This is a genomic window from Bacillus sp. NPDC077411 (assembly GCF_044543425.1).
GTDB lineage: Bacteria > Bacillota > Bacilli > Bacillales > Bacillaceae_G > Bacillus_A > Bacillus_A bruguierae.
In genome coordinates, this window is the sequence record NZ_JBITWA010000034.1 from 1 (window position 1) to 22,045 (window position 22,045).

At 31.9% G+C, this 22,045-nt stretch carries 13 protein-coding genes and 5 pseudogenes; 12 read left to right on the forward strand and 6 right to left on the reverse strand.

All coding sequences use genetic code 11. From position 1 onward, the window contains the following. Positions 1–465: 465 nt before the first annotated feature. The 3 genes and pseudogenes from ACIGHG_RS24675 to ACIGHG_RS24685 all read right to left on the reverse strand — a co-directional run bounded on the left by ACIGHG_RS24675 (position 466) and on the right by ACIGHG_RS24685 (position 3,534). Positions 466–1,944: an Lsa family ABC-F type ribosomal protection protein gene (locus tag ACIGHG_RS24675; RefSeq protein ID WP_336473937.1), complete on the reverse strand. Its 1,479-nt coding sequence runs from the start codon at positions 1,942–1,944 to the stop codon at positions 466–468. Between the two features lie 521 nt (positions 1,945–2,465). Continuing rightward, positions 2,466–2,782, reverse strand: a pseudogene (locus ACIGHG_RS24680) (transposase); the annotation flags it as partial. Between the two features lie 314 nt (positions 2,783–3,096). Beyond that, positions 3,097–3,534 carry a hypothetical protein gene (locus tag ACIGHG_RS24685; RefSeq protein ID WP_336473939.1) on the reverse strand — a complete coding sequence of 146 codons (438 nt, stop codon included), beginning with the start codon at positions 3,532–3,534 and terminating at the stop codon, positions 3,097–3,099. A 604-nt stretch (positions 3,535–4,138) separates the two neighbouring features. Between ACIGHG_RS24685 and ACIGHG_RS24690 the strand changes: the two genes are divergently transcribed. Together ACIGHG_RS24690 and ACIGHG_RS24695 are read left to right on the forward strand one after the other, a co-directional pair. Then, positions 4,139–5,035, forward strand: a complete 897-nt coding sequence (locus ACIGHG_RS24690) for a mechanosensitive ion channel family protein (RefSeq protein WP_336473940.1) — start codon at positions 4,139–4,141, stop codon at positions 5,033–5,035. A 96-nt stretch (positions 5,036–5,131) separates the two neighbouring features. After that, positions 5,132–5,407, forward strand: a pseudogene (locus ACIGHG_RS24695) (Rpn family recombination-promoting nuclease/putative transposase); the annotation flags it as partial. 377 nt (positions 5,408–5,784) lie between these two features. Here the strand turns inward: ACIGHG_RS24695 and ACIGHG_RS24700 are convergent. Together ACIGHG_RS24700 and ACIGHG_RS24705 are read right to left on the reverse strand one after the other, a co-directional pair. Beyond that, positions 5,785–6,342 (reverse strand): GNAT family N-acetyltransferase, encoded by a 558-nt coding sequence (locus ACIGHG_RS24700; protein ID WP_336473941.1) that lies wholly within the window; start codon positions 6,340–6,342, stop codon positions 5,785–5,787. Positions 6,343–6,360: 18 nt separating this feature from the next. Then, positions 6,361–7,239, reverse strand: coding sequence for a LysR family transcriptional regulator (locus ACIGHG_RS24705; RefSeq protein ID WP_396551095.1), 879 nt, complete (start codon positions 7,237–7,239; stop codon positions 6,361–6,363). Positions 7,240–7,373: 134 nt separating this feature from the next. Between ACIGHG_RS24705 and ACIGHG_RS24710 the strand changes: the two genes are divergently transcribed. From ACIGHG_RS24710 to ACIGHG_RS24740, 7 genes and pseudogenes are all read left to right on the forward strand, one after another. Next, positions 7,374–8,339, forward strand: coding sequence for an alpha/beta hydrolase (locus ACIGHG_RS24710; RefSeq protein ID WP_396551097.1), 966 nt, complete (start codon positions 7,374–7,376; stop codon positions 8,337–8,339). Next, positions 8,336–8,965 (forward strand): LysE family translocator, encoded by a 630-nt coding sequence (locus ACIGHG_RS24715; RefSeq protein ID WP_336473944.1) that lies wholly within the window; start codon positions 8,336–8,338, stop codon positions 8,963–8,965. The genes ACIGHG_RS24710 and ACIGHG_RS24715 overlap by 4 nt, the downstream gene beginning before the upstream one ends. Before the next feature lie 726 nt (positions 8,966–9,691). Next, positions 9,692–10,924, forward strand: a complete 1,233-nt coding sequence (gene hemA / locus ACIGHG_RS24720) for a 5-aminolevulinate synthase (RefSeq protein WP_396551099.1) — start codon at positions 9,692–9,694, stop codon at positions 10,922–10,924. After that, positions 10,921–11,832 (forward strand): DMT family transporter, encoded by a 912-nt coding sequence (locus ACIGHG_RS24725; protein ID WP_396551101.1) that lies wholly within the window; start codon positions 10,921–10,923, stop codon positions 11,830–11,832. The genes hemA and ACIGHG_RS24725 overlap by 4 nt, the downstream gene beginning before the upstream one ends. Before the next feature lie 371 nt (positions 11,833–12,203). Beyond that, positions 12,204–12,863 carry an L-serine ammonia-lyase, iron-sulfur-dependent subunit beta gene (sdaAB, locus tag ACIGHG_RS24730; protein ID WP_336473947.1) on the forward strand — a complete coding sequence of 220 codons (660 nt, stop codon included), beginning with the start codon at positions 12,204–12,206 and terminating at the stop codon, positions 12,861–12,863. 126 nt (positions 12,864–12,989) lie between these two features. Then, positions 12,990–13,189, forward strand: a pseudogene (locus tag ACIGHG_RS24735) (helix-turn-helix domain-containing protein); the annotation flags it as partial. Positions 13,190–14,047: 858 nt separating this feature from the next. Continuing rightward, positions 14,048–14,368 (forward strand): annotated as a pseudogene (locus tag ACIGHG_RS24740) (recombinase family protein); the annotation flags it as partial. Between the two features lie 37 nt (positions 14,369–14,405). Here ACIGHG_RS24740 and ACIGHG_RS24745 read toward each other — a convergent pair. After that, positions 14,406–15,005, reverse strand: a pseudogene (locus ACIGHG_RS24745) (topoisomerase C-terminal repeat-containing protein); the annotation flags it as partial. 263 nt (positions 15,006–15,268) lie between these two features. On the opposite strand from ACIGHG_RS24745, the gene ACIGHG_RS24750 reads away from it, so the two are divergent. The 3 genes from ACIGHG_RS24750 to ACIGHG_RS24760 are packed head-to-tail and all read left to right on the forward strand — an operon-like array spanning position 15,269 to position 21,799. Continuing rightward, on the forward strand, positions 15,269–16,450 hold the full coding sequence (locus ACIGHG_RS24750) for a site-specific integrase (protein ID WP_396551103.1): 1,182 nt from the start codon (positions 15,269–15,271) through the stop codon (positions 16,448–16,450). A gap of 29 nt (positions 16,451–16,479) precedes the next feature. Next, positions 16,480–21,360 carry a helix-turn-helix domain-containing protein gene (locus ACIGHG_RS24755; protein ID WP_396551105.1) on the forward strand — a complete coding sequence of 1,627 codons (4,881 nt, stop codon included), beginning with the start codon at positions 16,480–16,482 and terminating at the stop codon, positions 21,358–21,360. A 46-nt stretch (positions 21,361–21,406) separates the two neighbouring features. Beyond that, positions 21,407–21,799 (forward strand): hypothetical protein, encoded by a 393-nt coding sequence (locus ACIGHG_RS24760; protein WP_396551107.1) that lies wholly within the window; start codon positions 21,407–21,409, stop codon positions 21,797–21,799. Positions 21,800–22,045 lie beyond the last annotated feature (246 nt).

A 22,045-nucleotide genomic window follows, 5' to 3' on the forward strand; every position in this document is an offset into this window, starting at 1 on the left:
AAGAAAATTTTATCGAACTCTCTTCGCTTTTTTCTGCATGTACTGTAATACTAGAGATACTTGATGTAAGTGTTAATGAAAACATTGCTGAAAGTGCAATCACAAACTGTTTTTTTTTCAAATTCCTTCCCCCCTTATTTTTTTCTATCACTTCTTTCACTATACAACAAAGTGACAGAAAATTCAGTTTTTGAAAAAGGCGAAGACTTGAGAAATTCGTAATATTTTCTCTTATATAATTCATAAGATTTTTCTAATCCAACGTTGTATTTCTGATGTATTAGCCACATATTTTAAAAGCGCTACCTCTGTCAATCTTTTGTTTACCCCACGTTTATTTCCTATTAAAAAGCCTAATTTCTCAATTTATTGTAGAGAAATTAGGCTTTTTTCATCACTCCATTAAAGCGCCCTATAGTTTAATGACTTGATTTACTGATTATATCTTCAATCATTCACTTTGAACTATATAGATATAGTTTTGGTTGCAACTGTTTGTTGAAATGCCTTATCATGCTCAACAATAACCATTGTAGGATTAAATTGTTGAATAAGCTCTTCAATCTGCATACGCGAATAAATATCAATAAAATTTAATGGTTCATCCCATATATATAAATGAGCTTTTTCACATAAACTTTTAGCGATAAGCAACTTTTTCTTTTGTCCACCAGAATAATGAGATATATCTTTCTCAAATTGAATTCGGTCAAAATCCATCTTACGTAGGATGGATTTAAATAACGTCTCATCGATCTCGTGCTCTTCAATAAAGTCCGATAACGATCCCTTCAAATGAGAAGTATCTTGTTGGACATAGGAAATGATGAGTCCTGAACCTAAATTAACTGAGCCTATATGCTGTATTGGATGTCCTAGAATTAGTTTTAGGATACTACTTTTCCCGCTTCCATTCTTTCCATCAAGTACAATTCGGTCCCCTCGTTCAACTATGAAGCTAATTGGTTCATTTACTATTTGGTCATCATACTTAACAGACACATCAGCCAAAACAACCAATTCATTTGACTGAAATTTCAATTGTTCTAATTTTAACGACTCAGTTTTCTCCACATTTTTTAGTAATTTTGACTTTTCTTCAATAGCTTTTTGTTGCCTTGATTCAAGGTTCTTCGCTCTCTTCATCATCTTGGCCGCTTTATGTCCTACAAAACCCTTATCTAACTTAGATCCTGAATTCCTTGTTCCATTTTTGGAAGCTTCCACTTGATGAGACCAACCTGCCGAACGCTTTGAAGACTGTTTTAATCTCCCTATGTCTTTTTGTAGACGCTCATTTGTAGCCTCTTCGTGTTCCTGCTGTCTATCAAAATTTAACTTCCAAGATGAATAGTTACCACTTTGAACTTCAATATTTGCTCTATTTATAGATAAGATATGGTCAACGCATCCATCTAAAAAGATTCTGTCATGTGAAATTAAAATAAACCCTTTTTTCTTCCTTAGATAATCAGAGACCATCTTTCGTGCATCAGTGTCTAGATGATTTGTTGGCTCATCAATTAATAGAAATTGACCCTCATTCAAAAACAGTGCAGCAAGCAACACCTTTGTTTGTTCTCCATTTGATAATGTTTTAAATGGTCGATACATGGCCTCGGCATCAACATTTAAATAGGATATTTCCCGCAGAAATTCCCAATCTTCTGCTTGGGGACAAATTTCTTCAAGGATTTCATGAGTGAACCTGTTCTTATCCGAAACTGGGTAAGGGAAATAATTAAATTCTACCGAAGAAGTGATTTTCCCACTATACTCATAATTACCTAATAATAAATTAAAGAATGTCGTTTTACCTCGTCCGTTTCTACCAATAAACCCCAGTTTCCAATCCGTATCTATTTGAAAGTTTACACCTTCAAAAATATTATCAAAGCTACCTGGGTATGAAAAAGTTAAGTCTTGAACTTTTATCATTGACATAATAATTCCTCCTTTATATATCAACACTTTTCATATAAAGTCGGAATATCCATCAATTTTTTTAATTCCTCTATATAAGTTTGATGGATATTAACGACTTATATAGAGCATTACATGTGTAACAATAGTGTCTGAATTACTCATTTTTTTCTCTCCTTTATTTGTTAGGTTACAGTTACCGATTAATAAATATCAACTTACCTATAAGAGAATAAAAAAATCCTCCCAATTTGTAATCGGAAGGATTAGTATTTCACTTATACTTAATAAGTTCTTATTAATCATTGGAATCATGACAAATAAAGTATGAACTGATTTATAAAAATGGATAGACTAACCCTATATTTTGTAGTTTGAAGTTATTAATTTCAAATTAAAATATAAATTAGTTAATCATTATTCATCCATCAGTCCTCTCATAATTCTATTTTTAGAGTAACATTCTTTTTTATGGAATGCAATATCACAATCATCTTCACCTCAAATTATTGCTAACTACTTCTTTAGAATCAACAATGTATATTCCTTATTTCTTTTATAAAACCATAAATTACTTCTAGTTTTTTGCGAAGATGCCCATAGCCTTTTTTAATATCACATTTTCTTCTTCTAAGTCTTGTAATCGTTTCTGTAATTCATGCATGGCTTGATCTTCTGGTTTTAGGTTTTCACTTCCTACAAATCCAGCTTCCTGCTCCTCATGATACTTCTTGACCCAGTTACTTAATGTTTGATTCGCTATGTCTAATTCCCGAGCTACTTCTGCTCCTTTTCTTCCTTCTTCTATCACTAACTTTACTGCATAAAGTTTGAACTCTTTATCATATGTTTTTGCCATTACAGACACCCTGTTCTTTTTAGTACGTTTATTATACTAAAAAGAACAGTTTGGCGTATCCATTTTTTAAACTAGCATTAGTTAAATTAGATACAAAGCCTAGTTGAAAAAACAGGGAATCAATGATGCCCTCATTCAGCCTTGTTCTGGACATGCAAGTAGGCAATCACTTGAAGTGTATTCAAAATTAGCTATAAGGTGAGCCCTATGTAGAAAATGGCGAAATCAAAGCTGATGTGGTTGGGAAAGAGAAATACCAAAACATATATATGTTAGATAAATAGAGGCTCCTTCTGTGTACATGTACACACGTATTATTCTATATGGGGTATATGAGCAAATCTAACTTTATTTGGATCTAACTTTGCGTTTATAACTTTGACCTTTACAGAATAGGCAGCTTCTTCTAGAGAATTTATAGGGGCCGAAAATGGTTGGAAAGTTGAATGATTATGATTAGGGATAGTGGCACTTGTTACATACGATAAATCACCTAGTAAATTATAAAACTCAAATACTACATGGCTTGATTCTTGTTCAGTAGATGAACTTAAATCAACAATCCCAATAAGAGTATTGAAATAAGTGTAGTATCTTATTGGATTCCCATCATACAGCCAAAACTCACTTTCATTTATGGATGATTTTTCATTGTTAACTTGAGCGGAAACTGTATTCTGAACAGGACTATGAAATACATTAAAGACTAGAAATCCTATACTCATTACCAGAATAAGAATTCTTTTCTTCATTTTAACCACCCCTATAATTACATTTTTTAACAATTTAATAATACAAATTTTCCTCTAAAGTGTAAATGATTATTTTTTCATTGGAATAGCCCGCCTAATATCGTAGGTGAGCCTTAAGGCTTAATGCCAAGGTTCTTGCTATGAACCGCAAAGTAAACTCTTTAAATCACATAAAATGATAAGATTCGTTACCAAAAACCCATAATTTTTGTAACTAATTTAATCTTGATTAAGGTACTTGGTATCACTGGTATACGATATTACCAAAAATGATTACCATAAACCCTTTCAAAAAGTGTAAGATGCACTTTTTATAACTTCATTGAATTTTACTTTGTGGTCTATGACAGCAACCTTGTCACTACCCCTATAAAAAAGATGTACCGTTTTGAATAAAGTTATACCGTTTATAAAAAAATTGCGCCGTTATACCCCTTTAACTAATCTAAAGGGGTATATTTATAATAAAAAGGAAAAGAACACCTGGAATTGAAAGGTCGATTAAGGAACTGTTGAGTGACAATAAGTTGTTTCGTTAAAGGGTCATATTGTTGAAAATGAACCAGGAATAAAAATCAAAATACATAGTTAAGGAAGTGGATGGATGAATTTATTAACTTTGACTGAGGAATTTTTTAATTATGTAAGGGAGTTTTTACTTTTAAGATTTATACTATTTGCTTTGATCCTCATGACTTTTTCCTTTGTCATAAACCGTATTATTGATTGGTTCTTTAGGAAGTCAAGCTTTTTTGATGAAGAAGTAGAACAGACGATTCAAAGTGTAATTCGATCAATTTTTAGGTATGGAATTTTAATCAGTCTTGTTTTTTATCTAATTAGTCAATTTGTAGATATAAAAGGTATTCTTGCAGGTGCAGGAATTGCCGGAGTTGTCGTCGGTTTTGCTGCACAACAGATGTTAAAAGATGTTATATTAGGGTTCGCAAGATTAACGGACAAAGAGTTTCGTGTCGGCGATTTTGTTACTTTTAACGGAACAAGTTCAGGTACTATTGAAGAAATCAGTATTCGCTTTATGCAAATTCGTGAATGGTCGGGAAAACTCCTTACCATCCCACATGGAGAGATTAGAACGATACAAAATTTTAATAAAGGCTGGATGCGGGTTATTGAACGGATTACGGTAAGTTATCAGGAAGATCCTGCAAGAATAAAGGAACTGTTAGAAAAAGTATGTGTTATCTGCAATGAAAAATTGGATCAAAGCCTATATAGGATAGAGGACGAAATTGTTGAATCTTTTCAATATATTGGTGTTACAGACTTAAATCCAAATTTTAAATATGTTGGGTACGAATTTTGTATTATAGGTTTGGTTAAACCTGAGGAGTACTTTGAAACTTCCAGGCGAATAAGGTTTGAACTAATGTCTATATTCCATGAGAATCAAGTACAAATGCCAGCAGCGAATATGTTCGTTCATACTGAAAAATTACAGCTGGAGAGCAACTTTCACCAAGTAGGTAAAGAAAACTAGCTGATTGCACATTACTTTTGGTTTCTTGTACAATATAAGAAAGAGAAATAGACAGGGAGAGGAAACCCACGTCTACAAAATTAGTAAAAATGGCGTGAAGAAAAAATAAATCCATGGGAAAATATGAGCCATGATTCTTCTTTCCGAACAGCTTATGAAGCTCGTGAGAAATCACTTCTAGATGAACAAGCTAAAATAGCTCATGCGCGAGAAGAAGGTATTCAAAAAGGGAAAAAAGAAGGTATTGAGCAAGGCATTGAACAGGGAAAAATTCAATTAATTCGTGGTATGCATAAAAATGGCATGCCATTAGAAGATATTGCAAAATTTACTGGTCTCAATACAGAAGAAATACGAAAATTACTATTATAATTATATATCATGACAAAAGCTTTGCGAAAACTCCCGCAAAGCTTTTTATTATCCCGTAGAGCCAATTTAAATAACTATAAAAAGCCTTACAGGGGTACAACCGCATGCCCATCAACTTAAGATCCCCCCAATACCTCCAAGTGTAAAAAAACGTTATTCGTTCTAAATAAGTTAGATTAGAAAAAATAACGTTTTTTTGAACATTTCACTTCAAAATAAAATACTTGATTTATTCAACGAATGAAAATCGGCAGTGCTATAACTTGGATAACACGATTTTTAGGATTGGAATGTTATTTTCTGACATGAGTTTGGAAAAGAGTACTTGAAACACTATATTTTTCTTTTTATTAAAAAATTAATTATCTAACAAATTATTAAATCTCTCCTATTTTTAGGGATAAATTACGTGTTATTATTTTTTCAAAACAGAAATAGACTTGATTGTTAACAGGTTTTGACTTGAAAATAACTTCTCCTTTTTTTTCATATCCATATTTCTCGTAGAACTTTTGAGAAGCATCATTTTTTGAAAAAACATCTAAGCGGATACCCATATATTTCCGCTGAGTTGCTAATCCCTCACAAAAATCAAGAACTGCTTTTCCGTATCCATTGCTTTGTTGTTTTGGATGTATACAAAATGAATGTATAACAAGATAAGCTCCTTCAGTATAAGACCATTGGATATTTGACCATTCTATAGGTTGCCATTCATCTAGTACAAAAACTCCAATTAACTCAGTCTTATTTTTTAATACATATAATTCTCTGTTTTCGATTTTCTCAGTAAAATATGACCTGTTTGGATAAGAATCATCCCACTGATATATGTTCCGAGTTTCCAAGTCTAACCTACAATCAAAAAATAATTTTTCTATTTTATCTAGGTTCTTATTTTTTTCTGTTTCTAAAGAAATACTTATTGATTTCATTTTTGCACCTCTATTATCTCAGCTTTTTACATTAATAAGGATGTTTTTAAAGGATTGCAAGGCTCGAGATCCTTTATTTTTTTTATGATGAACAAGATAAATGGACCTTTTCGGCATTGGAAAAACAGATTTAAAAGGAATCTTGACTAGTTCTTTATTTTTAATATATTGACGGGCAACTACATCGGGAAGGAACCCCATCATCTTTTGTTCGAGTAAAATGCGAACATATAAAGTGGTATCATCTACTTCAATTGAGGGGAACATTGTAACTTCTATTTCGTTATGAAACCACTCAATAAAAGGTGTTTCCCAAGGAATATGAATAAATGATGATTTATTCAGCTGTTCTCTGGTTAGCTCCACTATGTCTTCTGTAAATAGCTCAGGGCTACCAACAAGATGAAAAGGCTCTTCAAATAACTTAATATATTCAAGGTCAGGGTGTTGAGGTTTGGAAGGGACAACACAAACGTCAATAATCCCATCCAGCAGTAATTGAAACATTCTCTTAGTATGGCCTGTGTATAGACGGAGTGTATAATTACTATAATCTAGTTTTAACTTTTGTACATATGGTAAAAGGAAATAATGCCAAATAGAAACTAGACTGCCTATAGCAAGTTTTTCATCATAATCAATAAAGCTCTTTGCTACAAACTCCCCGTGTTTTAGTATATCAATTCCCTTTTTAGCGAAGGGGTACAATATAGTTCCAGCTTCCGATAATTTGACCGATCTTGTATCTCGGACAAACAGGAGTTTTCCAATTTGATTTTCCAATTGTTTTATCCTGTTAGTTACAGTTGTTTGTGAAATATTCAGTTTTTCTGCAGTTCGAGTAAAACTATTGGTTTCCGCAAGAGTCATAAAAGTCTCCCAATGTTCATAATTCAAAAATCCATCTTCCTTCCCAATTTATTCATATTACGAATAGATTATATAGTATTTTTTCATTTAACTAAATAGATATTATTATCTATACTATAAATATCTTGATTATAAGTACTATCGAAAAAGGAGGAAAACTGGTGGAATTGAATCCCAAAATTAAATCTATTCTCAATAAAATAAATTCAAAAGAATCTCGTCCTCTACATTTACTTTCTGTTCAAGAAGCACGAGGACAAGTGAAGAATCCTTATTCGACAACACCTGTGAGCCCAAGACTCTCAGGAAATGAACGTGTCACAACCCAAAAAATAGATGGACCATTTGGAGAGATACCGATTAGGATTTATACGCCTCCTGATTCAGGGAACTTCCCTATTTTGATTTATTTTCATGGAGGTGGATGGGTGCTTGGCAGTCTAAATGGAGTCGACACGATTTGCCGTCGAATTACACAAAAAGCTAGAGTTATCGTGGTTTCAGTTTGTTATCATCTTGCACCGGAATACAAGTTTCCTGATCCAGTATATGAAGCATTGTTCGTAACTCAGTGGGTTTACAAACATGCAAAAGATATTCAAGGTGATTCTACTCTATTAGCAATCGGAGGCGACAGTGCTGGAGCTAACCTTGCCGCTGCAGTAACCCTTAAATTAAAGCAAGTAAAGAGTCCGAAACTGTGCGCCCAACTTCTTATCTATCCGATAACAGATTGTCGTCTACAATCTGAATCTTATAAAGAATACGCAACGGGGTATCTTCTTACTTATGACGCTATGAAATGGTTTTGTGAACACTATCTTTCGTCCCCGGAAGATATAAATAGTCCTTTTGCTTCACCGCTACTAAGCGTCGACTTAAGTGGCTTACCTCCGGCTTATATTGTGACAGCTGAATTTGATCCTGCTAGAAGCGATGGCGAGCAATATGCAAACCGTTTAAGAACATCTGGAGTACCTGTTATTTTACGAAGATATGAAGGGATGGTTCATGATTTTATGTCATTTGCTGATCCGCCTTGGGAGATTAAAGAAGCAATTGAAGCGATTGATGATACTGCTATCGGTATCAGAGACCTACTCTATAATGGGAGGATTGCGAAATGAACATAAATCACTGGACATTCATCGTCACATCTATTTTGCTAATCTTGTCTCCAGGAATCGACACCGCTCTTGTAACAAAAAATACAATCACTTTCTCTACGAAAGGAGGATTACTCACTGCATTGGGGATAGCTAGCGGAATTCTTGTACATACAATTGCCACCGGACTTGGATTATCCTTATTATTAATGCAATCTGCCAAACTGTTCGTCATTATTAAAGTTATCGGTGCAATATATCTTATTTTTTTAGGAATATCCTCCTTTAAAAATAGTAATCAGGACCATGTTAGAGGTGGGAAATCAACAGTCGCATCATCATATGATGTTTTTTCGCGCCTTTATAGACAGGGAATCTTAACAAATGTTCTCAACCCTAAGGTTGCCTTGTTCTTTTTAACATTTCTTCCCCAATTCACGAATACAACGCAAAGTTTTTTCCCTCAAGTCTTGTTGCTGGGGCTGATATATTCTGGACTAACATTGGGGTGGTTCATCTGTTACATCTCCATTATGAAATTGTTCAGAACGTGGATTTTAAAACCAGCTGTCCAGCGTATTATGGAGCGAATAACAGGTGTAGTTCTAATCTGTTTAGGACTAAAACTTGCAATGGGAACTAAATAAAAAGGCTTTTTAAATTTGGATATGGTTTTAAGTCAAATAAGGCTTGTCAGTGTCTCGTATGACTTGTCTCAAAAGTCCTATCGTTGTTAAATAGCTCATTTTTAATATTGCAAGTAGCTTAGCGTTGTAAGTCCGCATTTTCGGGACTGAATCCCTTATACAAATAAAACAGAAGTCATAAACCAGACTCCTGTTTTTCGGTGTGCAATGAATTAAAAGATTTATTTATAGTTGCATAATAAGTACTCCCCAATCGCTTATCTAGTTTGATGTTAATCAACTTTGCAACAGAATTCTAAAAAGTTATATTGATAAAAAATAAGAAAATTATATTTATATTTTGTTCTAAAGGTATTGTTTTATACGGATTTTGCAAATCATTACAGTGATTCTTTTAAGGGAAACTAGTCTTTACTTATAATATTTAGCTTAATATGACCATTTTTTAATGATAATTATCTGTCTTTTATTGATAAAATTCTAAAATATGGTTTTATTTTCAAAAAATTGTTATTATTTATTTAAAATTAATTATATCGACTTAAAGAAATTTGAAGTTTTTAAAAAACAAAATTATGAAAATATGCATAATTTTGTTTTTTGTTTGGTTTTATTATATTTTCCCTATATAATAAAAAACCATTATTTAAGAGTTTTCCTTAATTTTTATGAAAAAATATCAAACTGGATGAACTGTAAACTATAACTATACTTGGAGGAAAAGTCATGTATGCAAAAATTATTGAAAATAAGCTCGAATCTTTGAAAGAAAGCGGACAATATCGAGAATTTGTTACAATTAATCGGATGCGTGGCCAATATCCTTTAGCACAATTGAATGGCCAGAAAGATGGGCAACCAGTTGTCGTTTGGTGCAGCAATGACTATCTAGGAATGTCTCAGCACCCAGTAGTTACCGAAGCAATGCATGATGCAATTCGAGCATTTGGTGCTGGTTCAGGCGGATCTCGAAATATAGGTGGTACACATTATCATTACGCTGCACTTGAATCTTCACTTGCGGAATGGCATGGTAAAGAAGCCGCATTAGTTTTTCCTACAGGATATGGCTCGAATGATGCAACATTACAATGTTTACTTCGTCTATTTCCAAATTGCATAGTATTTTCTGACGAACGAAATCACGCTTCAATTATTAATGGTATACGTAGCACTCAAGTCGAACGAGCGATATTTAGACATAATGATGTTAACCATTTGGAAGAGTTACTTGCAGCTCAGCCACATGATCGAGCAAAAATCATTGTGTTTGAATCAGTATACTCAATGGATGGCGATATCTCACCGATTCAGAAAATTGCGGATCTTGCAGATAAATATAACGCTTTAACATTTCTTGATGAAGTACATGCAATTGGTATGTACGGTCCTCGCGGAGCAGGAATAGCTGCTGAACTAGGTCTTGTGGATCGATTGGACTTTATTCAAGGAACAATGGCAAAAGGTATTGGAGTAATCGGGGGATACATTGCAGCTTCATCATTACTAATTGACGCTGTTCGTTCTTTTGCATCTGGTTTTATTTTTACAACATCCTTACCACCAGCTGTTGTCGCGGCCTGTTATGCTAGTGTGGAACACTTAAAATCTTCAGATAACGAGCGGAACGTTCTACACCAAAAAACTAGCATGTTAAGAGAAGCACTTGCTCAAGCAAATATTCCGATAATGGACTCAAGTGAAACGCATATTCTCCCTGTACTGATTGGTGATGCAAAAAAATGTAAAGCTGCTGCCCAACGTCTACTTGAACAACATCACGTCTATCTGCAACCTATTAATTCACCAACGGTTCCTGTCGGCACAGAACGCTTCCGAGTTAATGTTACACCAAATCACACTGAGGAACAGATAGCACAACTGGCCGTTTCATTAACAGAAGTTTTTAATTATTTCGATATTCCTTTTACACCGCAGAACGAAGTTTTAGATGTATGACAATTTTTATGTACATCTTCTGCTTAATAGTTTGGGGATTGAACTTTATTGCAGTAAAAATACAAGGTACTCCTGTAAGCCTTGAATTGTCATTAACCTATCGCTTGGTAGGGGCTGCACTAATGTTTATTGTCCTCATGTGCGTGGTACGTCCAAATGGTAGGCCTTCTCGTAAAGATGTTTTTCCCCTTGTTACTTTTGGGATATGTAACTTAGCTCTAAGCTACTTGTGTTTATACTACGCGACAATTTGGATTTCTGCTGCACTAGTAACGCTGCTGTTTTCATTGAAGACAGTTCTGACACCAATTGCACTTCGTATATTTCTAGATGAGCGTCTTCATCCTCGAATTCTAATAGGGGGAATAGTTGGTATTGTAGGTGTTTCTATATTAGTTTATCCACTACTAACACAGGGCTCTAGTACAAGTGATCTAAAAGGAATAGGTCTCGCATTGTTTGGAACTATACTTACAGCTATTGGTGACGCAGCTTCCGCTCGAAATGCACGACGTGGTATTAATGCTGTTTATTCAAATAGTGTTGGCTTTGTTGTGGCTTCGATACTTTTACTTGCTGTTTGTACCTTTCAGGAACAGAACTTTACACTACCAACGTCCGTTTCTTATCTTGGAGCTTTGGCATTTTTAACTGTATTTGCTTCTTTTGGGGCATGGATGTTCTACCTCAAGCTAGTAGAACGAATCGGTGCATCAGTTAGTAGTTATATGGTGGCACTCTTTCCGGCAATAGGTGGGATTGCCTCTGTTGCGATTGGAGATTCTACACCTACTCTCTATTTACTGTTCGGATGTTTATTTAGTTGCATTGGAGCAGCAATTGCACTAGGATTTCGCTTACCATACAGAAGTCGGAATATTACGAGAAATGAAAGCCCAGGGAATTAAAAAATTCCCATGGGCTTTATTTATAAAATATAATACTGTTCCCTTATAGCATGAACAGATCTATAGGATTTCTAGTGTAATTGTAAATAAGGCATAACTACCTAACAAATTGCATTCTCTATTTACTGATTTTTTAAATAAACATGATCGTTCACCTTCAATAATGACAAATAAATCAACACATCTTTTTATTAAAAATTATTGTTAAAAATATTAAAAAACTCTTTATATTGAATAGATATCTTAATAAAAGGATGGATCGCTTATTATAATCCGCATTTTCATTACCTTTCAGTTATGAAATATTTTCTTAATACAAAAACATTTTATTAATGCACCCCTACTACTAATATTAAGGAGAAAGGATAATCATGAAATATAAATCAGTATTTGATGTTATTGGTCCTATTACTATTGGAACACCTAGTGCTTATGGAGTAGAAGCAACAAAGATAGGACATATTGTTCGTCAGCTATTTTTAAAGCCTCCAGAAAAAATCGAAATTTCTTTATATGGGGCATTCAAAAAAACTGATTGCACTTTTGGGTCAGACGTAGCACTTGTTGGTGGTATTTTGGGCTTTGAAATGAATGACCCACTATTCTCTAAAGCACTTACAATTGCAGCAGAAAGAGGAATTACAGTTAATTGTATAGAAGAGATTGCAAAACCGTCTTATCCCAATACAGTAAAGATTACTTTATACAAAGATGAAGATAAAATTGAGATGATTGCTTGTTCGATTGGTTGGGGAAAAATCAAAGTTATTGAGATTAATGGTTTTGATTTGAATTTAAATGAAACAAGATCAGCTCTTCTTATTATGAACAATGATCATTTTGGTACCATTTCATCTGTAACTTCTATATTAGCAACGCGGAAAATTATTATTAATATGATACGTGTATCGCAAAAGGAAAAAGGAAAAATATCTCTATTGGTAATTGAAACTGAGGAACTATTAAATCATGAAGTAATTGAGGAAATTAAAGGATTACCAAATATTTATCAAACACTAGCCTTAAGTTAGACAGTTTTATCAGCATGTTCAGGTTTTAGAGATTAGTTACATAAGGCATATAGTTTTTGCATCAGAACCGGAAAAGACGACTGAAATGAAGTGCCCCCAATTGTTAGACACAGTTTAACAATTGGAGCGGCACTTTTCAATATTCCTTCTTGCTAAACATTTCGAAAATGGAAAGTAGTTTATGAAACAGGAGGATTGGATGCCCTACAATCAAAGAAAAAGGGGCGTCCATCCATGGAAAAGAAAAAAACAAGTACAACTAAAGGACAAAGTGTAATAGAAGGTTCATAGAGGCGCTACAAGCGGAAAAAGAGCGTTTACATCTAATGGGGGTCCCACCCCCATCGCTATCAAGCTAAGAAAATACAACTACCCCCAGAACAAGATTTTGTCCTAACTTGTAATAAAAAAGCTCTTTTTTCGTTTTGGGGTGAATTTGTTTTCTTAAGTTGATGGGCATGTTGTCGTACCCCTATATAGGATGATTTTTTATATTGATTTTGAATAAAGTTTGATTAAAAAGTAGTTTATAACATTGATTCCATCATAAAAACCCCCTCTACTTTTTGAACAAAGATTGAATAAAATGTAGGGGGATTATTGTTTATACATGAAATTTTTATAAAAAAGATTAATAATTTCAATAAGAAAATCATTAAAAACAGCCCTGATTATATATTAAGTTTGTCTTTACAGTTCTCGCAAATAAATTTCCCCTCTAAATTTAAATAGGCTTTAATTTCTGTAAATCCTTTTCTCTTAGGATAGGGTACGATTACTAATGCTTGTTCGTCCTTTTTAATATCTTCCTTACAATAGATGCATTTCGGAACTATCAATGCCACATTAATCCCCTCTTTCAATTTCCTATTTTTACACTATATATCAAACTATCCCTACTTTTATTATACAACACATCTCATTTAGAATTCTTTGATAGAAACGTCGCAACTTTCTTCAAAACATCGTGACTTTATTACAAATCAACATTTTATATTTATGGTGTTTCTGTGTACAGCGACAAGTGTTATTTATGAATCATATTCGTAAAAGTATACCTTTACAGATATATAGAAAACTAAAAAAACACGTCTACAAATGTCTACTTCTTACTTTACAGACATCTGTATATCTTATGTATCTTTAAAGACAGAATTGATATAATTATCAATAAGGTGTAGCACATGAAACATAAAAAATTTTGATATGTACGAGTTTCGAATAGAGATCCAAACGAAGAACGGCAAATTCAGAATACGAAGGACTTAGGAATAGAAGATAGGAATATTTTCATTGATAAAGAGTCTGGGAGAAATATGAATGGTACCTTAGAAGAATTTAGATACTTCGAAAAGTATAAAGTGAGTTTACAATTTATAAAGAAACTATACATTAACGTTAATTACACTGGAGAAAGTACAAATGGTATCATTCAGAGCGCAATTCAAAAAGCAACAGTTACTAATCGAGTCATTTGTGTAGAAACAAAAAAGCATGACATAAAATTATCATGCTTTTTCTCATATAATCTAACAAATAGCTTCACTTCTCAAACACAAAATTAATCTTATTATCTTTCCACTCTAACTTCGCATCAAACGTTTTATCGTTCTTCTTAAAACCTTTCATTAACTCCGTCTGTTCACCTTTTAGTAGCTTCTTCATATTCTTTTGTGAAATTGTTTTTCCTAATATCTTTTTAGAGATTGTGAAATCACATTTCGTTGTATTATAATTCGAGCATCCATAAAAAGTGGATTTATCGATGACATCTCCATCACACTTTTTACACTGCCCTACTTTTTTACCGACTGTAAATTTTGAATTGGAGCGTTCAATCGATTCTACATGTAATCCTGTAAAATCCCATTTCTCAGACATTTCAATTGCATCTTCAATAATTTTTGCTGAGAGCTTTTTCGTTTGTTCCATAAATGCAGCAGGCGAAGCTGTTCCTTCTCCAATTTCCGCAAGGCGCTGCTCCCATTTTGCTGTCATTTCTGGAGAAGCTAATATTTTATCACCAATTGCAATTATGAGTACTTTTCCTTTATCAGTCGCGTACACTTGATTTTTCTTTACTTCAATATACTTTCTGTCCTTCAGCATTGTAATAATACCAGCCCGCGTTGCTTCTGTCCCATATAAAAAAATTATGAGCATAAATATATTGTACTTTAATCATTAAGCTAATCATAGATATAATAGAATTTTGAAAATTATTTATGCACATAGTTAATTAACTATTCCCAATATAGAAATGATTATTTATAATCAACATGAACAACTAATTCATCACTTATTAATATAATTTATAGGGGGTGCTCTACATAAAAAAATTTATAGCTAGAGAAAATAACATTCTTCCTTTTAATGAGGATATCACAACAAAAATAAAATTTATTATGCATCCTGTTTGGATTAGGATTGGGAGAAATTCACAAGGAACACCTATGCAAAAACAACATGCTACATTAGCAATAAAAACATCTATAACTAAACAGCCTGTTATGCATCCTCTCACAGATTTCATATTTTCTAAATGGAAACATAAGTCATATAATACAATGAAAATACACACACAAAATTTGGCAGTATTCTTAAATTTCCTTTTAAAAAAACAAAAAAGCTACAAATTATATTCTCTAGAACATTTACATTTCGAGCATGCAATTAGTTTCTTAAACAGTTTGACTTTGGAAGGAAAATCTAGAGCAACCGTTCTAAGTTATCGACGTACTATAAAAGAGTTCTTCGTCTACCTTTCAAAAAATAATCTGATCAGTAATCTATCAATAAGCAATGAGCATTTAATTAGTTCTAAAAATTCTATCACAGATTATATTAACACTCACCTTGAAAGCATTATTGTCCCTTCATCGGAGAAAAACAATATTGAACATGACATGCCACACATTTATATTCTAAGATTTTTAGAAATAGTATTTGAGGTAGCAAATCCCATTGCCTTGGGAGTTTATATGCAAATATTTGGTGGTTTACGTAGTGGAGAAGTTGTAAATATTAGAACCTCAGATATTAAACTCATTGGTCCTTATGGTCAAGATGGTTTACTTTTAAATGTTCAAAATAATATGAATCGGACTGATATTAAAGATGGTTCTGGCTCAAGTTATGTTAAAAAGCCAAGAGATCAACTAGTACTGGGTTTCAGGGATTGGTTAAAGCAATTATATATATTGCACTACCAACAATATATAAAAGACTCCAATATTAATGCTGTTTTTATTAATAAAACAGGTATGCCAATGACTGGAGCTAGTTACCGTTACTACTTTAAGAAAGCCAAGCTTGCCTTTATAAATTATTTAAAAAGTTCTCAAGATCCAAATGACAAAATTGCATCTATTGCTCTAAGTAATACTGATTGGTCTACACATATAGGCAGAGGGATTTTCACAAATATGCTTGCAGAAGTCGCCAAAAACCCCCAAGATGTTGCTCTTCTAAGAGGAGATGATAATATATCTAGTTCACTCGACTATATGACAAATACTAAGAGAATGAAAACTAATTTAGAACATTATCTAAATCAACTCTATGTGTATAAAAAGATTAAGTTTTAAATTATCATAAACACTTAAGGAGATTTTATATGCAATATTTCACAGTAAAAGAAACAGCTGAACAATTATCTTTATCTCGTTCAACTGTATACAAACTTATTAGTAACGGGAATTTAAATGCAAAATGGATTTCAAAAAAAGAAATGCGCATCACAGAGGATGAAATTATAAAATTCAAAGAAAATAGTATTTTAACAACACACTACCCTAGCTCTAAAGTCAGCCAAAAATTAAATATGTCCTTACAGAAAATTCGTATGTTATTAAAACTGGGGACATTTCCAAATTCAATTAAATTAGGTCAAAACTATTATATTTCAAAAAAGGATGTAATTTCTTTTAGTAACTTACTAGAGAAAAAAGAAACTTCTTATACCACAAAAGATATAAGTGAAATACTAAACATTCCAACTTCAGCTGTCTTAAAGCTTATCGAAAAGAATACTTTCTCAAATGTTTTTAAAATACCTTCAGATAAAAGGTATTTTATTCCAAAAGAAGAATTCGAACAGCATACTTTTTTCTATAATAATGATTCATATCTAACAATTGAGCAAGTAAGTGAAAAATTAAGCTCCCATCCAGAGATTATACAATACTATATTGATTCAAATAAATTTCCTAATGCTATAAAAGATTTAACAAATACATGGTTCATCCTCAAAAAAGATATTGAAGATTATACTGGTCTTTCTAACAAGAATGACTTATATCTTACAATTGAACAAACAAGTAAAGAATTACGTCTCCAACCACCGACTATTCAAGGCTATATTAAATCTGGAACATTCCCAAATGCTTTTCAGAATTCTAATCACATATGGTTGATTCCAAAAGAAGATATTGAAAACCTTAAAGCTAAAAATACAGTTCCAGAAAATTATATAAGTGTTGAAGAAACAGCAAAAAGAATTTCAAAACATCCGGAGATTGTAAAAAAATACATTCGTAATGGTGCCTTTTTCCAAAATAGAATCATTATAAAAAGAAGTGCTTATATACCTTTAACAGATATCATTGATTACGAATCCATGATTAAAATACCTAAAGGATTTATAACTGTTCTAGATGCTTGTAAACAACTTAATAAAGACGATAGTAGCATTTTGCCTCTTATTCATAATGGGGAATTTCCTAATGCATACTTTAATGAATTTCAAAAACGTTATTTAATACCCGAAACGGAAATAACCGATTATATTAATAGACAAGAAACTTTAAAAGGTTACTTGTCTATTAGCGAGTGTGCTCAAAAACTCTCTTGCACAGAAAAAGAAGTACTACAGATGATTAAGAATGGGGATTTAAGGTTTACTAAAAAGAACTTACAAGGAGAAACATTGATACTAGAAAAGGACCTACAAACTCTTTTAAGCATTCAAAAAGTAAATAAAGAGCATTTAACTCTAATACAAGCTTCTAAAGAGCTCGAAATGCCTACAAAAGACATTCTCAAATTAATTCAAAACGAGAAATTGCATTCTACTTCCTTTTCTGATGCTACCTCAAGTAATATCCATACTTTAATTCCTATAGATACTATAGATTCTCTTAAAGCAAATAAAGGAAAAAATTTTTCTATTACATCTATTGAATTATATAACAAGAAAATTGCAACATTACATTTCAGAGAAGACCTCAAAAACACTATAATTTTATATAATGAGTTTGTATTATTAAAGATTTCTCAAACTAGAGGTCAAGAAGACTCTTTTACAGATAAAGTACACTCTTTATTTAACACTCTAAATAGCATTATTCTCAATCTAACAACAACTATCACCTTATTGAACGATGAAGAAATCGAAGAAATTTTAAACACCCAGAACCTCTCGCTTACTCATAAACAAAACTTTATACAATTTTTGAACTATTGTTGTAGTAAAGTACCATGTATATTTAAAAATACCTACAAGATTGAATATAATGAAAAACTTAAAAGGGATAAAGAAATATACGATAAACAAACATTTCTTGAGTTTTATACATATGTGAATAACATTGAACTACATATTCTAATGGCAAAGCAACATAAGCAATATGCTCAAACTTGGCTTTTTGTTATTATGCACATGATTAACGGCTGGAGAAAATCCACAATAGTTACCGAACTTCCAAACTTACTTTTAGAAGAAATAGAAGGCTTAAACATTTACGACCTAGAACACCTTGGAAATAATGGCCTTTTAATTAATCAAGCACAAAATATAGTTAATTATTATTATGTGTTATGTAAGAATATACACATTTCTAAAACGGGTTCTTTAGGTCAATTTCTATGTAATGAAGACATGATTATATCTGCTGCAACAGCACTGCTAATTTGTGAACTACATCGTAGAAATGCTAAAAAACAAGAGCGCTTACTCGGCTCACTAAGCCAGTATAGTAATTCGCATAACCGTTTTAATACCTTTTTTAATAAAAATAAGAAATTACCAAAATTTAACAGTTTAATTATGAATCGGTCTCTACTGACACACTTTTTTTATACTATAACTAACTCTGGAAACCACTCAGAAATATCTCATGAATTAACAAAAAACTTAAGAAACCATAGAAATATGAATTCAATTACCGCTTATGTTCAGTCTACAAATAGTGATGGGACTTTAGACGCCGTCTCCCTTAACTTATTTAATCGCGGAACTTTTGGATGGCTTTATAATTTCATCATTGATTTAGCTATGGACAATGTTACAGGAAATGATTTATTAGAAAATCGTACATCTATTATACAAGCTTATAAAAAAGAATATTCTCCTTCTCAATTAGAAGATATATCATTTTTACTCCTTAAATATCAAAATGAAAGAGAATCAATTGTTGATAAATTAATGCAACTTCCAAAAGATCAAGTTATAGAAATTATTATTAAAATTTTAAAAGGAGAAAAACCTTCTAAAACTAAGCATGTACAATGCATTACATATCCACAGTGCTCTTATCCAAACTTCGATTCTTGTTTAAACTGTCCTAATGCGGTATTCAATATTTATTTATTGATTGGTATTGTGGAAGAATTAAAAAATGTTCATACTTCTATAAAAAATACTAACTTTGATCCAATACGATACCGTGACACCATTAAGTTTATTTTAATCTTAGATATAATTAATCAAGCTATTTCAGAATTTGGAAAATCATATATAGAGACCTTCATTAACTTTCAGGTCCTTGAAAATATTATTACCGAAACAAATAAATATTTTCTCTTTGATCCCCCAAATTATTACATTCATACTAAGTGCGGTACTGATTTAATGCTAAACAAAACTAAATTTCTAGATAAAGATAACTATATAAACTTAATATCCATAAAGCCGACACGTTTTTATGGCTCTAAAGATGAAATAGAAACATACCTGCAAAATTTCAATAAATGGAAAACAGCTAATATAATTGAAAATGAATCCTTTCATGATACAAGGTGGTCAATTAGAGACAAAGACTATAACCGTCGTGGAATGTTATTTGATATAGAACTTTATAATACTTTAAACATTGCTTTAAAGTGCTATGCAATTCATCTAATTGATCAGCTTTTTTCTATCAACCATATACACAATGTCATTCGCGCTATAAAGGAATCTATTCATATATCAAAAGCATTTGACTTAAATTATCTTATTGATTTTGAAGAGTATATAAGTAAACAAAACTATCGAAAAAGATATGAGCTAGCTAAATATACCATTGATTTCTTTTCGTTTTTTCACATTACTAATTCAGTTAAATTTATTGATATGTGCTTACCTTTCATAAATAACATTCAAAAGAGTAGAGATTTACCCAATTATCGTCATATATTATATTTCGATGAAAAGATTGAACAATTTTTGAGTGAGGGTACTGAGTTTGAATTACAAAAATATTTTCCCATTGTGCTGTGGTGGAAAATAACTACTGTTATACCCATGCGCCCTACTGAATTCTTAAAACTAAAAAAAAATTGTGTAGATCAAACAAAAAATAATAAATACGAAATTACACTCCCCAGAATCAAAGAAAAAGGTACCTTACTAAGAGATATTGATATTACCGACACACTTCAAATTAATAAAGATATCTATGATCTAGTTCAAACTTTTAAATCCTTCTTGCCTAAAGACGATAAAAGTGATTATTTGTTTACCTATAAATACTATGAAATATATAAAGAACACTTTGGAAGTGAACGTTCAAGGCAAAGTGAATTTCTTGCAAAAAGACAATTTAGTTCTCTTATTGATCAATTTTACCGTGAAGTTTTAAAAAAGCAGTATAAATATGATCAAAAGGAAAAAATTTCTCCTGGTGATACTCGTCACCTGGCATTTTGCAACATGATGTTACAAGGTTTTAATATGCTTACCATTGCTATTATTGGTGGACATAAACGTCTAAAAATCCAAGAAAACTACTGGAATCACCTAACGTATTTCACCGAATCATGGGTATATAATTTGACTGAAAAGCACCGAAGATTAATGCATATTAACACTTCCTTACCAGACTCATCATTTACTCAACATACTAGAGACACTATTAATAAATATAAACTATATAAAGATATATACGACACAAATAAACTTTTATTAGTTAATTTTGGTTATTGTACTGATATCGACTACCCTTTCAATTGTACTGGTGATTGTCGTCATTGTAATCATTATCTATTTTCTCCTAAGACAGATGAAGTTAACGAAGGACTCACCTGGCTCAATGACTATTCAAAACTATTAAAAAGAAGAATTAATGAACAAACTAGCATGCTAACATTTCTGTCTAAGAACATGAATTACAATCTAGAAGAATTAAATTACTCTTTAATCGACCAAGAAAATTTATCTTCAAGTGCCAATGAATTAAATCGCTTATTAAATCAAAAAGCTATTGTAGATGCCAAGTTACCTAAAATAATTAAATAATTGTATTTTATAAACAAATCACCCAATAAAAGGAGAAAATATTAAATTGAATAAAAAAGAAAAAGGAAGACCTCAAAAATATACCGACGAGGAATTAACTAAAATTTTACTAGATTATGCATCACAAAATCCTGGAAAAATAAACCATTTATCTTTAGAAAAGACAACCGGTATAAAAAGGCATGTATGGTCACGAAGAAAGCGTAAAGATATCGAACGATTAAATGCACCTTTATTAAGTGAAAACAATGATGCTCCACCTCTTCCACTACCTAATATCGAATTTATTATTGAACGTTATGGTAATGATACAAAAGCCTTATTTGGTGCTTTGAAACATGTCAATGAAGTGATTCAATCACTTTACGATGATTTATTACAGTCACGAAAGAAAAATGAACAATATAAAGAAAACATCCAACAACAACAAAAAAAATAAAAGATTTAACTATCACTTTAAGAGAATATGAAGACATTATAGCTGGAAGTGTATATAAAGATAATAGAGAAGAAACTCAACTGCAAAATAATATACTCACCATAAATAGTAATAATAAAGAAAACGCAGTAAGTTTAGATTTTAAAAAGATGTTTCCGAATATCTTTAAAAGGTGAATGAATATTAACTTACCGTTTAATATTCATTTTTCTAGCTTAAATTCAAAAACGGACTGAAAATTCACAT